This is a genomic window from Streptomyces sp. NPDC041814, assembly GCF_055590565.1.
The window spans coordinates 886,265-898,872 of record NZ_JBVJAM010000002.1 but is presented as its reverse complement, the minus strand read 5'-3'; the positions used below and the strand labels follow the sequence as shown (position 1 = coordinate 898,872).

Here is a 12,608-nt window from a genome sequence, read left to right as displayed (position 1 = left end):
GAGTCAGTCGAAGAGGGCAACGAGTCCGGTCACCCAGATCGCGAGGAGCACAAGGACCGCCGTCAGGCAGCCGACGCCCGCCAGCACACCGCCGACCGTCCACAGCTCGGAGGGCGCCTTGTACTCCCCTTCCAGGTCGTCCCGGTAAGAGGCGGGCTCATCCCAGTCGACGGGGCGCCCCAGCTCCTCGGCGCAGGCGGTCCGCACCGCGACCAACTGCCCCTTCGCGAAGGCAGTGGCCGCCTTAGTCTCGGGACCGTGCCAGGCGAGGGCCTTCATCCGCCACCCGGGAGACGCGTGCCGCGCCTCGAAGGCGGCAGTCTCCTCGGCATTCCGGTCCTCTTCGAGGTACATCCAGCGTCCAGCCTCGGCGGCGTCGCCGTAGAGCCGGTACACCTCGGCCAGACGACGGCGGAGCGTCAGGTCGTGTGGGAAGGACGAGATGAGACCGCGCAGGCGCTGGCGCGCGACGGGAACCCGGCCGACGGCCAGGTCTGCATCGACTCGGGCAAGGGTCTCTCTCAGGGGCATGAACGCATGATCGGATACCGCACTGGCCTACGTCGACCTGGTTTTGTCGCTCAGCACTCGCTCGCTCTCCACGGCATCGGCTGAACCTCACTGAGACGGGGCACCGCCAGTTACGGGACAGCCCTTAGCTTGTTCTTTATCTACGGGCGTCACGCAGAGCTACCAGAGTGTCGACATGCCTGCCCTGTGTGCCAGCCGTGGCGCGGTAGCCCCAATCCGGTCGAGTCGGCACGGACTTGCTGCGCGTTCGGCGGCAGTAGCAGGGATGGTGGTTCAACCGCAATGGATGCCACCCAACTTGAATATGCGATGCCATAATCTTCCGCTTCGTCAGCGTTCAGCCGAGGGCGGCGGGGCGGTCGGATGCTGCTCGTCGGGGTTCAGGCCGTCGGACGGACGGACGGGCAGAGGGTGCGGGCGGAAATTGGGTAGTCAGGGCACCAAAACCGTCCTCACCCTGGAGAAGCAACGCTGAAAACGCTCAGTGTCGTAGTCGCGGCGGCTGCGCGCGACAGCGGAGGAGGCACGGCGCACCGGGGCGCTCGAGAAGCGGCGCAAGCCACTGCCCGACGTGCCGGTGGCCGGGAACGCGGACGAAGACCGGGACTGCCAGGAGCGACGCCCTCGGGTCCCACGCCCGCCTCCGGTTCAGAGTTCGTACGGGTGGAGGGCGATCTTCTCGCGCTCGATGTGGAGTTCAACCCACGTGCCGGCAGTGCCTTTGGGCAGCGGGCCGGCAAGGTCCAGCAGAATCTGCGAGCCATCGAAGTCCAGTACGGCGGCGCCGTCCTCCGTGAGGTTCAGACGTCCACGCAGGATGACGCAGTGGCCGCCGGGCCGGACTCCCGGTCCTGCTCCGTCGGCCGGTCTCGCGTTCCGCCCCCAGACGATGTCTTCGTCGACCGTCCACTCGACGTGGTACTTGCCCGGTTGCGCGGCTTGGTCACCGCACCAGCGGACCGCTGTCCCGCCGAACGAGGTCCGGACCTGGGCCAGCCAGGGGCTCCAGGGAAACTTCGCGACCTTCACCAGTTCGACCAACATCGTTCGATTATGCGGCATCCGGGCCCTGCCGGAACCCGTGAGGTCGGTGCTGTCCAGCACGGCCTGCCGTGACGTATGCGCTTGCCCAATGACGGGTGGGAGGCGATGACGACGCCGGCCTACTCGTCACGTCCGGTCAGGACCTTGAAGTGGAGTCCGACGCTCCTGCTCCGGCGTCGCACCGGTTCGTGGGCGCCGCATCCCACGCTCGGGGGCGGGACACGAGGCCCGGAAGGCTGCGTTCACCAGTCTCGGCCTCACTGAGGCCATCGCTGATGCCCTCGTGGCGGCCGCTGGGTCTTTCCCATTGGCGGAGGGTGATCAACCGGTACGGTGTCGCCGCTGTGGGTCGTGTGGCCCCGGAAGGCCGGCAATATCTGGGCGGCTGTAGCCGCGTCAGGTTCGTCTGCCGATAAGCCAGTAACTGATCGTTTCAGAATGAGAATGACGAAGAGAGCGCTGTCGTTCTCTGCTTCGTCCGTAAGATCACTCCATGCCTGCTGACGAACCTGTAACTCGATCCATGTGTCGTGTCCAGCCGATATCAGATCCTCGGCCGATGCCGGAGCTGCCTCAGCGGATCTGGTCAGATGAGGACTGGGAGCGGATCCAGCGTGGCTACGCCTCACGGGACATGGATGAGAAGTGGGACGTCTTCACAGAGGGTGAGGTTGTCTTCCTGCATCGAAGCTGGACCGGTTACGGAGTATTCGCGGCGACCTTTGCGCCGGCTGATGGCGGTGGATGGCGGATCGTCAGTGCCGTGGTAGAGCGTGATGGCGAGCGCTATGGCGGCACGGACGATGCCTACGACTGCGTCATGCTTGAGTTGGTCATCACCGCCATCGTGCTTGGCGAACCAGCGCCTGAGCTCCGCTCGAAGCTGGTGGAGTTGACTCGTCGAAAGCCGCGTTCTGCAGATGCCCCGGCCGGCGTGATTCAGCACAGCACCCTGGGGCTGCGCTCAGACTCCTAGTCGATCACTTGGAGCGACCAGACAGACGTCGGATGCAGATCAGGCTGCATGCCAGTTCGAGTAGGCCCTGGTGGAGATCGGCGCGTCGTTCGTAGCGGATGCGGAGCCGTTTGAACTGGTGGAGCCAAGCGAAAGCGCGCTCGACCACCCAGCGCACCTTGCCCAGTCCGGAGCCGTGGGCGACGCCGCGTCGGGCGATCATGGGTTTGATGCCACGCTTCCACAGCAGGCGGCGGTACTTGTCGAAGTCGTAGCCCCGGTCCGCATACAGACGCCGGGGTTTGCTGCGGGGGCGCCCCCGCAGCCCCCGGATCGATGGGATGGCGTCCAGCAGCGGCAGGAGCTGGGTGACGTCGTGCCGGTTGCCGCCGGTGAGGGTGACGGCGAGCGGGGTTCCGTGCCGGTCGACGATCAGATGGTGCTTGGAGCCGGGGCGGGCGCGGTCGACCGGTGAGGGGCCGACATGAGCCCCCCTTTGAGAGCCCGGACGTGTGACCCGTCCACGGAGCAGTCGTCCAGGTCGAGCAGGTCGGCGCGGCGCAACTCGGCCAGCAGGGCGGCGTGCAGGCGTGGCCAGACGCCGGCCTCGGTCCAGTCCCGCAGCCGACGCCAGGCCGTCACGCCGGAACAGCCCACCGTCTCCACGAGAACATCGCGCCACGCGACACCGGTCCGCAGCACGTACATGACGCCGGCAAGCGCCGCTCGGTCGGGAACGCGTCGCCGCCCGGGGTGGCGACGGCGCCGTTCGGGAGCAGGTGGCAGCAGCGGGGCCACCCGCTCCCACAGGTCATCAGGAACAAGATCAGCACGTACCCGGACACCCTGCCGACCAAGATCGTCGAACACAAGATCCGTAGCTCAACTCATTCTGAAACGATCAGTAAGTCGTTGCCAGCGCCTCTCGGCCCTCCAACGGCAGTTTCACGGTCCTACCAGCCGATTCCCTCTTAGGAATTGTCGGTCTCCACCGCGTCCCGCAGGATCTGGTCACAAGGGACCTGCCCGGGCAAGGAGACGCAGATGATCGAGATAGACCCGCAGCAGCTGGCCGACCGCTATATGGCTCAATGGAATGTGCGCGAGGCCGCAGAGCGCCGCGCGATCATCGAGGGACTATGGACCGAGGACGGCACCCATATCCTTCAGCCTCCTGCGGAGATGAGGAAGACCGCAGCGGAACTCGGCTTCGAATACCCGACGTTGGAAGCTCAAGGATTCGATGCCATCGAGACCCGTGTCGCGCGAAGCTACGAACGGTTCGTTGAGAAGCAGGGGTTCACGTTCCGGCCGCGCCCCGGGGCAGTGCGTCTCCACGGCGTGGTCAGGATCGGCTGGGTAACGGTGTCCACCGCAACCGGCGAAGCGGTGGGTGGCGGTTCCGACATCCTCGTACTCGACGACAACGGCCGCATCAAGACCGACTACATGTTCCCGGGCACCTGAGCGACGGCAGCACTGGTCATTGCCCCGGCGGCGGCCGAGAGAGCCTCGGCCGTCGCCGGGTCGGCCGGAAGGAACGCCTCCAGCTTCAGCTCGGCAAGCGTCACGTCGATGGCAGTGGCGAAGGTCGTCACAGTCGTCATCAGGCGGAGCTCACCGTCGGAGGACCGCAGGCGGAGTGGCACCGCGAAGCCGAGTGGGCCGTCGGACGGCTCCAGATCGGGAACGTACCCGGTGAGCTCGGCGCGCAACTCCCCGAGATGGTCAAGGCGAACCAAGATGTGACGCGCCCACTCGGCGAGGTTGAGGATACGAGGAGCCAGTCCGTCGGGATGCAGGGCCAGGCGGTAGACATTCGTGCCCGGGCCCACCAGTTCCTCGGCTGCGCCCTCGGTGATCAAGTCGAATGCGCTATTGGCGGCGATCAGGTCGCCGCCTCTGTCCACAACCATCGCCGGGTACGGCAGATGCCCGCGCAGTATGTGGTCGATCGCCGTACGCACGGGGGCCAGCACCGGATCGTCCAGTGAGCTCTCCGGGTAGGCAGGCGCGTAACCGGCGGCCAGCAGCAACTCGTTGCGCTCCCGCAGCGGCAGCTCCAGCGACTCGGCCAGGCGCACGACCATGTTCCGGCCAGGGACCGACCTCCCGGATTCCATGAAGCTGACGTAGCGCTGGGTGGTGCCCGCTCGCAACGCCAGATCGAGCTGGCTGACATGACGGCGGGTACGACGCTCACGCAGTGTCCGGGGGAAGTCCACAGTCCTGTTGTAGCGGCGGCGGACGGTCCCAGGCCATTCCCCGCAGGGAATTGTCGCGTCTCGTCCGGGTCGTGAACATGGCCGACATGGATATCGGTGTACTGCTTCCGACCGGAACCGCCCAGTGGGGCCCTGCTTGCGACGCTCGCGAGCTGGTCGCCTTCGGCCGCTCCGCCGAACGCGCGGGCTTCACCTCGCTCTTCGCCAACGATTCTCTGATCAGCCCGCGCGTCGAGGCGCTCACGATGCTGGCCGCACTCGCGCCGGTCACTGATTCCGTGACCCTGGGCACGGCTGCGCTGATGCCCTTCCTTCGTCGGCCGGTCCAGGCCGCGCAGGCACTCGCCTCGATCGACCTGCTGTCCGCCGGCAGGCTTGTCGTGACCGTTGGCGCCGGTTTCCCCGGCCGCTTCGGGCGGCCCCTCTACGCGTTGTCCGAGCTGCCGTGGGAAAGGCGCTTCGTCCGCCTGGACGAGACTGTTGCGCTGTGGCGGGCTCTGTGGGACGGCGCCGATGCCTTCCACGGCGAAATCCTCCGGTTCGAGGACGTCCCGCCCACGACCAGGCCGCACCGAGCCGGCGGCCCGCCTATCTGGCTCGGCGGTGCGACCCCGGCGGCTCTGGCCCGCACCGGCCGGATGTACGACGGATGGCTGCCCTACCCGCCCGACCCCGCCGACTACGCGTCCGGCCTCCGCAGCATCCGCGAAGCGGCAACCGACGCAGGGCGCGAGACGGACGACATCGTCCCCGCACTGTTCGTCTCGGTACGGATCGACGGCGACGTCGAGAACGGCCGTCGGACACTGGACGACTACGCGCGGGCCACGTACGGCATGCCACTGGAACAGCTGGAAGAGATCCAGGCAGTGGTCACCGGTTCGGCGGACCAGGTACTCGAGCAGCTGGGACGGTACGTCGCCGCCGGTGCTCGGCACATCGTCGCCCGCCTCGGAGCCCTGGACCTGCACTCCCAGCGCGACCAGCTCGAACAGCTCGCCGACCTGATCCCCGCCCTCCGAGCGGCAGCGGACCACGCCTCCACCTAGCCCTTGAGCCCGGACGGCCGACACGCGGCGCCGGTTGTGGGGCAGGGCTTGGGGAGCCAGAATCGGGGCGCCCACCGCTGCCCCAGGTCGTGGACCGGTTCCGCCTGTGGTGCGACCTCGGCAGAGCGGCCGAGCGGGGCCTCCCCGCCACCTCCCGCGTCTCCTGCTCGTGCCGGCCGAGCACCGGCCACTTCTCCGTTAGCAGCGTCGTGCCGCTCAACACATCTCCTGAGTCCGTGGTCGCACCGGAGAGACTTGATCACCCCGGTAGCTTCCACGTAACTTTTAAGATGCTGAAACGTCAGATGTTCGGCCGGGCCGGCTTCCATCTTCTCCGCAAGCGCGTCCTGCTCTACTCGTGAAGCACAGGTCAGACCGCATCATCAACGAGGCCGAAGCCCTCCGGAAACCCTTCCAGGAACTCCCGCCGCGCGGGGTCTGACTCGGCTTCGGCCATCGTCCCGAGCAGGCCGATCAGCTCGCTCCGCTGGTCACTCGACAGCTTGCTGACCAGGTGGGCTACACCCTCCAGGACCTTGACTGCGTCATCCGGATCCACCTGCTCGTCTTCACTGCCCTCGATGAACCACAGGACATCGACCAAGGCCGCGGCCAAGGCGTGGGTCAGAGAGGAGTACACGGGCATCAACGCGGTCTCCCAGCAGGTCACGGCAGCAGAGTCCGGCCATCCCACCACACACCACTGACATCACACTCAGTCAGCCCTCCACGGAAAGCGAGCCAGAACCCGAGAATTGACGGCCTCTCTGTCCGCCGGCGATCGCCAACGTGTCGCAGCACTCTGTCAGCAGGTGGTGACAGCCAAGCTCACGACGTAGTGCTCCTCGACCATCCGGCTCGGGAAGACCTCAGCCAGGATGTCGCGCTCCTTGGCAATGAAGGTGTTCGTTGCTTGCTTGCCGAGGACGAGGAAGTCGGAGTAGCTGGCGAGGTTGGCGAGATGCATGTCAAGTGGGACGCTCCGGGTCCACGGCACGTGCCGATGGACGAAGCCGAGCTCGGACGGCAGCCCGCGGAACCGGGCCATGGGGTCGTGAGGGCTGTCGTCGGCATCGAAAAGCCGGCGCAAGCGCGCGTCCTGGGGTCGGTTGGAGGAGGTCGCCGGGGAGGTATTCGCGCCTTTGGCACGTGCTGACCAGCGCGTGAAGGGCGGTCCGTATCTGCGGGACCTGCTGTTGGATGGGCGTGGAAGTCGATGCAGCCGATGGCCGGACGCCTTGGTGTGGACCATCAGCAGTTGCAGCAGTTCATGACCTCGTCGACCTGGCCGCTGGACATAGTCCGCACCAAGCTGGCCCGCCGGGCGGTGGCGGTGGTGCGGCCGCCGGTGTGGGTGGTGGATGACACCGGGTTCCCGAAGGACGGCACGTCCTCGCCCTGGGTGGCCAGGCAGTACTCCGGCACCCTGGGCAAGGTCGGGAACTGCCAGATCGGGGTCAGTGTCCACGCCGCGTCCGACACCGAGTGTCGGCGTATTCGCCAATGTGCTCAGCTGTGCACACGTGAACGTCCCCACCGAGTTGTGGGTTGGGAAGACTGCTTCAGGGTGCGGCATCGGGCTCAGGGGATGATGACGACCTTGCCGCGGATCCGGCCGGCTTCACCGAGGCGGTGGACGTCCGCGAGGTCGGCCAGCGGGTGTGATGCGCTGATGTCGAGTGCGACCTCACCCGCGTCGACGAGTTCCACGAGTGCCGCCAGATGCACCACGTCGTTGCGGGCGACCATGTGCATCGCCCTCACCCCGGCGTCGGCAGGCGGTTCGACAGGGGTTGCGATCGAGACGATCCGCCCGCCCGGCCGTACTGCGGATGCCAGAGCAGCGGCCTCGTGCGAGGTCAGCGGAACGAGATTGAGCAGGGTGTCCACTGGGCCGTCGAGCGCTGTGGCGACCGGCCCGGCGGTGTAGTCGATCACGTGGTCCGCCCCGTGTCGCCGGACTGCCTGGGCGCTGCGGGCGCTGGCCGTGGCGATCACTTCGGCCCCGGTGCGCCTGGCGAGCTGCGTCACGAAGCCGCCGACCCCTCCTCCCGCGCCGTTGACCAGGACCCGCTGGCCGGCGGTCACCTTTCCGTGCTCGAACACCGTCTGCCAGGCTGTCAGGCCCGCCACCGGCAGGGCTGCGGCGTGCGTGAGAGGAACGGACGCCGGTGCCGGGACCAGCAGTTCACCCGGCGCCCGAACGTACTCGGCGGCCGCGCCGGCGCCGTCCAGCCGCCCGATGACGCGGTCGCCGACGGCGAACCCCTCGGTCCCCGGGCCGATTTCGGCAACCGTACCGGCGACGTCCCAGCCCAGCGTGTAGGGGAGATCCACGGGAAGAAAAACCTGCAGCAGCCCGGCACGCAACGCGGCCTCGGTGGGGTTGAACGAAGTCGCCGCGACGCGGACGAGCACCTCACCGGCGCCGGGTCGAGGCTGCGGAACGTCGTCGTAGCGGATCACGGACGCGTCGCCGAACGCGTGGATACGCGCGGTCTTCATTTTCATGGAGTGAACCTACGGGCCGCACGCGGAGACGATCCATGCGTCAGGGTGACCTGTTCATGCGCGTGCGTCTCATGCGTACGCTCGCCCCATGGATGTGCTCAGCGATGTGATCACAGTGGCCCGGACCGGCCGGCCACGGTCGGCGTACGTGCGATGGCATGCACCCTGGGGACAGCAGTTCGCGTCCGTACCGGGTTCGGCAGGCTTCCAGGTGATCCTGGAGGGCCACTGCTGGCTCCTGCCCCCGCACGCCGCACCGGTCCAACTGGGTGCGGGCGATGTGCTCTTCCTGCCGCACGGCAGCGGGCACACCCTGGCCGACGGCCCGGCAACCGTGGTCACTGCCCCAGCCTGTACCCCCGACGACGCTGAGCTGGCCGGGCCCTACGCGTCGGACAGGGTCGACCGACTCGGTCAGGGTGGCCCGGCCACCGTGGTGCTTTGCGGCGCCTCCCGGCTCGATCCGTCCCGAACCCACCCCCTGCTGCTGACCCTGCCCGACCTGATCCACCTGCCGGCCGATCGGGACCGCCACCCCGAGCTGCACGCGGCGGTGCAACTCCTGGCTGCCGAAGTGGGCAATCCGCGCCTGGGCACCAGCGCAACCGTCCCCGCGCTCCTGGACACGCTCCTGATGTACATCCTGCGCATCTGGCTTGCCGAACAGCCCACCCGCAACAGCACCACAGGCTGGGTTGCAGCACTCAACGACCCGGCGGTCACCGCCACCCTCCACGCCGTCCACCGCGACCCGGCAGCGCCCTGGACCGTGGCGAAGCTCGCCGCGGAAGCCGGCCTTTCCCGGGCAACGTTCGCCAGGCGCTTCACCTCGATGATCGGCCAACCGCCCCTCAGCTACCTGACCTGGTGGCGACTGACCACGGCAGCCCGCCTTCTACGGGCGACGGAAGCGCCCCTGAGATCGATCGCCGCCCAGGTCGGATACACCTCCGAGTTCGCCTTCGCCAACGCGTTCAAGCGCATGCACGGGCTGGCCCCCGGCGCGTACCGACGGGAAAGCTGATTCACTGCAAGGACAGTGAGCACGTTCACCTGTACGCGACTGAGCACATCCAGGCGTACGCCGACACTGGGCCTCCGACACCGGGACGGAAGCGGGACTCAGCCGTCTGGAACTGGTCCATAACGCGGGCAACCCCGCCTCCTGCCGAGTCGCGCAAAGGGCGGGCTACACCCTGGAGAGCGTTTTGCCGCCTCGTGCCCCGCGCGAGGCCGAGGGACATCTCCACGCGCGAGAACGCGGGGCCGTTCATCTGTCTTGACCAGCCGTGTCAGGCAGCGCCAGGCGGTTGCCGAGGTACCGAACGGTACGACTCGGCTCTCACGGCCTATAGGACGATGAACTGCCGGCCTGGAAGGAGGACCACCACGCCTTCCCGGCCGCGCGGTTCGGTGGGCTTCGTCACCGATTCCCTGGCGGATACCGTGACCTGTCGCACCAGGGGCCGTGGGGGGTGGATCTTGGGGTGCCGGTGCTCGCCGCGACGTCGGAGCCGGTCCTCACGGCCGCCGGTAAGGAGCAGTTGTTCGTCAATCCGCGCCATCTGAACAACGTGCGTCGGCAGCTGAACAAGTGGCAGCGGGGCATGGCCCGCCGCCATGTGAGGGGGCTTCACCGTCCCCGCGGTCAATCCCGCCCGCACCTCGCAGAGCACTACCCCGCGCTCTGACGGTGCGCCGGAGGTCGGCGGTGTAGGCGCGGGCACCGTCGTATGGGCGCAGCAGCACCGTGAGCTCGTGCCCGACCGGGCCTCAGACGGTGTCCTAGAGGCACACGTCGGGGCCAGCCTCCAGCAGCCCGGACAGGCCGCCGACGAGGTCACGGGTGAACAGCTCGCTGGTCAGATACGTCTTGGCGTCGGCTGCGGTCTCGAAACCGTGGAGGACCTGGACCTCCTCGTCGCGAAGGAGAAGCTCCTTGCTGAGGGCGCCGGGGGCGGTGTCGAGAAACGGCTGCTCGCACTTCTCGTACACGCCCGCAGCTGCGGTGCGGTGGGCCGGGCCCCACCTGCAAGGTGATCTGAAGATACGCCATGGTTATGTCTCACTCGATGAGCAGGAAGGAGGGCTGTGCGGCGAAGTCCGCAATTTGCCTGCCACGTTAGGCATAACCGTCAACGCCCGGTAGAGGACTTCGCCGAGTCAGGATATGCACAGTGTGTATGACCTAGGGGCGGGTGGACGCGAGGCTGTCGGCGAGGCGGAGCAGGTCCGGGGCAAGCGGGGAGTCGGCGCTCCAGACTGCTTCGAAGGAGATCTGCACTTCGCGGCCCAGGTCGTGCAGGGAACGGTGGCAGACGTCGGGCGAGCTGAGCTTGGAGCGGGGGACCATGGCCGAGCCCAGGCCGAGTTTCGTCCAGTCCTCCAGGACCCGGTAGCTGGCGGCCTCGCCCGGATAGGTGCTCAGGGGCATCTCGTGCGCCTGGAAGAGCTGCGTGGTGAAGGTGGTCAGGCCGCAGGTGTCGGGGACGAGGATGAACTGGCCCTTGCCGGCCTCCGTGAGTTCGACGGGGGTCGCCTCCGCCGCGTCAGGAGTGACGACGACGATCGGCTCGACGTCGATGACCCGGTGCTCGAAACGCGGCATCGCGGCCACGGCCGGGATCAGGATGATGTCGAGCTGGCCGGCCAGCAGGCATTCCCGCAGCTCCTGCATGTTCGCCTCGCGCAGCACCAGGTCCCGCGGTGCGGGAAGGCCCTGGACCATGCTGAACGCGCGGGCGACCAGGTGCGAGCCAATCAGCGGCGAAACGCCCATGCGGATCTTCTGCCCACCCGGTTCGGTCAGCCGCCGGGCCTCCGCTCCGACGGCGTCGAGCGCGACGAGGGCGCGCTCGATCAACGGCAGGATCCGAATACCGAACGCGGTCTGCGTCACGCCGCGCGGTGACCGCTCGAACAGCTTGTCGCCGAGGCGTTCCTCCAGCTTGGCGATCCCGTTCGAAAGCGCGGGCTGGGTGACTCCGTATGCGCGTGCGGCGGAGCTGAACGACTTGGTCTCCGCGACCGCCTGCGCATAGCGAAGCCCTTCGAGGTTCAGGCGGTCTGTTGCCATAGCCACGGCTTATCGCTCCATTCACTGAAGTCCCCTACCGGGCAGGATGACCCCTGCTTACGGTAGGGCCCTATCAATTCAGCATAAACAGCAGCTATGAGTAGCGTCCTCAGAACGGAAAGGCAGCATGTCGGACAGCGCCGTGACCATGGTCGTGACCGAGCCCCGCGGACCCCTGTACCCGGTGGTGGCCGAGACGGTTCCGCCGCCCGCCGGGTGGGTCCGTGTGGCGGTGGTGGCGAGCGGCGTGTGCAACGCCGACATCGGAACGGCCGCCGCCACCGGCGAGGACACCGTCTTCCCCGTCACCCCCGGCCACGAGGTCGCCGGTGTCATCGCCGAGACCGGCGACACGGTCCAGGGCTGGGCGGTCGGCGACCGGGTGGCCGTCGGCTGGTTCGGCGGCAGCTGCGGCCACTGCACGCACTGCCGCACGGGCGACGTCGTCCACTGCGCCGAACGCAAGACCCCCGGCCTGTCCTACCCGGGTGGCTGGGCGCAGAGCATCACCGTGCCCACTGACGCGCTCGCCCGCATCCCCGACGGCCTCGACCTCGTCGATGCCGCCCCCTTCGGCTGCGCCGGGGTGACGACCTTCAATGCGATCCGCAAGGCCGGCATCCGCGCCGGAGGACGGGTCGCCGTCTTCGGGATCGGCGGCCTGGGCCACCTCGCCGTCCAGTTCGCCGCGAAGTCCGGGTACGAGACCGTCGCCATCGCCCGCGGCCGTGACCGCGAGCGCCTCGCACACGTGCTCGGCGCCCACCACTACATCGACAGCGACGCACAGGCCCCCGGAGCTGCCCTGAAGGTGCTCGGGGGCGCCGACCTCATCGTCTACACCGCCTCCTCCACCGCCCCCGTGGACGAACTGCTCACCGGCCTGGCCCTGCACGGGCAGCTCACCCTCGTCGGCGTCGACACAGGATCCGTGACCGTTCCGGCGGCCCGGCTCGTCATGAACGGCCACACCCTCACCGGGCACCTGACCGGCAGCCCGCGCGAGACGGAAGAAGCCATGGCCTTCGCCGTCACCACGGGCGTGCGCCCGATGGTCGAGCGGATGCCGCTGGAGAAGGCCGACGACGCCGTCACCCGCCTGCGCTCCGGCGCCCCCCGCTTCCGCATCGTCCTGGACACCTCCGGCGGCAAGTAGCGGGCCCCATGGCCACTCAGCGCGCCACAGCCACACAGCGGGCGGCACTCCGCCCCTTCTT

Annotated in this window: 14 protein-coding genes and 1 pseudogene; 6 read left to right on the top strand and 9 right to left on the bottom strand. The window is 68.1% G+C overall.

The genetic code is table 11. The annotated features are described in order from the left end of the window. Nucleotides 1-3 precede the first annotated feature (3 nt). Nucleotides 4-531, bottom strand: a complete 528-nt coding sequence (locus ACZ6C6_RS09280; protein WP_469200671.1) for a DUF6584 family protein — start codon at nucleotides 529-531, stop codon at nucleotides 4-6. Between the two features lie 648 nt (nucleotides 532-1,179). Continuing rightward, on the bottom strand, nucleotides 1,180-1,575 hold the full coding sequence (locus ACZ6C6_RS09275) for a hypothetical protein (RefSeq protein WP_469200669.1): 396 nt from the start codon (nucleotides 1,573-1,575) through the stop codon (nucleotides 1,180-1,182). Between the two features lie 559 nt (nucleotides 1,576-2,134). Between ACZ6C6_RS09275 and ACZ6C6_RS09270 the strand changes: the two genes are divergently transcribed. After that, nucleotides 2,135-2,551: a hypothetical protein gene (locus tag ACZ6C6_RS09270; RefSeq protein WP_469200667.1), complete on the top strand. Its 417-nt coding sequence runs from the start codon at nucleotides 2,135-2,137 to the stop codon at nucleotides 2,549-2,551. 4 nt (nucleotides 2,552-2,555) lie between these two features. On the opposite strand, the gene ACZ6C6_RS09265 is transcribed toward ACZ6C6_RS09270, so the two are convergent. Next, nucleotides 2,556-3,400 (bottom strand): IS5 family transposase gene (locus tag ACZ6C6_RS09265; RefSeq protein ID WP_469200666.1). Its coding sequence is split into 2 segments (ribosomal slippage): nucleotides 2,556-3,028 and nucleotides 3,028-3,400, totalling 846 coding nucleotides; the frame shifts between segments, so codons are not numbered across the junction. A gap of 174 nt (nucleotides 3,401-3,574) precedes the next feature. Here ACZ6C6_RS09265 and ACZ6C6_RS09260 point away from each other — a divergent pair. Then, nucleotides 3,575-3,997 (top strand): hypothetical protein, encoded by a 423-nt coding sequence (locus ACZ6C6_RS09260; protein WP_469200664.1) that lies wholly within the window; start codon nucleotides 3,575-3,577, stop codon nucleotides 3,995-3,997. Here the strand turns inward: ACZ6C6_RS09260 and ACZ6C6_RS09255 are convergent. After that, nucleotides 3,976-4,755 (bottom strand): helix-turn-helix domain-containing protein, encoded by a 780-nt coding sequence (locus ACZ6C6_RS09255; RefSeq protein ID WP_469200662.1) that lies wholly within the window; start codon nucleotides 4,753-4,755, stop codon nucleotides 3,976-3,978. The two genes, ACZ6C6_RS09260 and ACZ6C6_RS09255, sit on opposite strands and share 22 nt — an antisense overlap. Before the next feature lie 86 nt (nucleotides 4,756-4,841). Between ACZ6C6_RS09255 and ACZ6C6_RS09250 the strand changes: the two genes are divergently transcribed. Continuing rightward, the gene (locus ACZ6C6_RS09250; RefSeq protein WP_469200660.1) at nucleotides 4,842-5,804 is read left to right on the top strand and encodes an LLM class flavin-dependent oxidoreductase; all 963 of its coding nucleotides are present in this window, start codon (nucleotides 4,842-4,844) and stop codon (nucleotides 5,802-5,804) included. A gap of 370 nt (nucleotides 5,805-6,174) precedes the next feature. Here ACZ6C6_RS09250 and ACZ6C6_RS09245 read toward each other — a convergent pair whose 3' ends face one another. Both ACZ6C6_RS09245 and ACZ6C6_RS09240 read right to left on the bottom strand, forming a co-directional pair. Next, the gene (locus ACZ6C6_RS09245; RefSeq protein WP_397989443.1) at nucleotides 6,175-6,474 is read right to left on the bottom strand and encodes a hypothetical protein; all 300 of its coding nucleotides are present in this window, start codon (nucleotides 6,472-6,474) and stop codon (nucleotides 6,175-6,177) included. A 135-nt stretch (nucleotides 6,475-6,609) separates the two neighbouring features. Then, complete coding sequence (locus ACZ6C6_RS09240; protein WP_469200658.1) at nucleotides 6,610-6,894, bottom strand: hypothetical protein; 285 nt, start codon at nucleotides 6,892-6,894, stop codon at nucleotides 6,610-6,612. Between ACZ6C6_RS09240 and ACZ6C6_RS09235 the strand changes: the two are divergent. Further along, a pseudogene (locus ACZ6C6_RS09235) lies at nucleotides 6,866-7,287 on the top strand (transposase); the annotation flags it as partial. The gene ACZ6C6_RS09240 and the pseudogene ACZ6C6_RS09235 sit on opposite strands and share 29 nt — an antisense overlap. A gap of 98 nt (nucleotides 7,288-7,385) precedes the next feature. Here the strand turns inward: ACZ6C6_RS09235 and ACZ6C6_RS09230 are convergent. Continuing rightward, complete coding sequence (locus ACZ6C6_RS09230) at nucleotides 7,386-8,315, bottom strand: NADP-dependent oxidoreductase (protein ID WP_469200656.1); 930 nt, start codon at nucleotides 8,313-8,315, stop codon at nucleotides 7,386-7,388. Nucleotides 8,316-8,403: 88 nt separating this feature from the next. Between ACZ6C6_RS09230 and ACZ6C6_RS09225 the strand changes: the two genes are divergently transcribed. After that, nucleotides 8,404-9,339: an AraC family transcriptional regulator gene (locus ACZ6C6_RS09225; protein ID WP_469200654.1), complete on the top strand. Its 936-nt coding sequence runs from the start codon at nucleotides 8,404-8,406 to the stop codon at nucleotides 9,337-9,339. A 761-nt stretch (nucleotides 9,340-10,100) separates the two neighbouring features. On the opposite strand, the gene ACZ6C6_RS09220 is transcribed toward ACZ6C6_RS09225, so the two are convergent. Together ACZ6C6_RS09220 and ACZ6C6_RS09215 are read right to left on the bottom strand one after the other, a co-directional pair. Further along, the gene (locus tag ACZ6C6_RS09220; protein WP_469200652.1) at nucleotides 10,101-10,310 is read right to left on the bottom strand and encodes a hypothetical protein; all 210 of its coding nucleotides are present in this window, start codon (nucleotides 10,308-10,310) and stop codon (nucleotides 10,101-10,103) included. A gap of 193 nt (nucleotides 10,311-10,503) precedes the next feature. Then, on the bottom strand, nucleotides 10,504-11,391 hold the full coding sequence (locus tag ACZ6C6_RS09215) for a LysR family transcriptional regulator (RefSeq protein ID WP_469200651.1): 888 nt from the start codon (nucleotides 11,389-11,391) through the stop codon (nucleotides 10,504-10,506). Between the two features lie 127 nt (nucleotides 11,392-11,518). Between ACZ6C6_RS09215 and ACZ6C6_RS09210 the strand changes: the two genes are divergently transcribed. Continuing rightward, a complete protein-coding gene (locus ACZ6C6_RS09210; RefSeq protein WP_469200649.1) occupies nucleotides 11,519-12,547 on the top strand; it encodes an alcohol dehydrogenase catalytic domain-containing protein in 1,029 nt (342 codons plus the stop codon). Nucleotides 12,548-12,608: the final 61 nt, after the last annotated feature.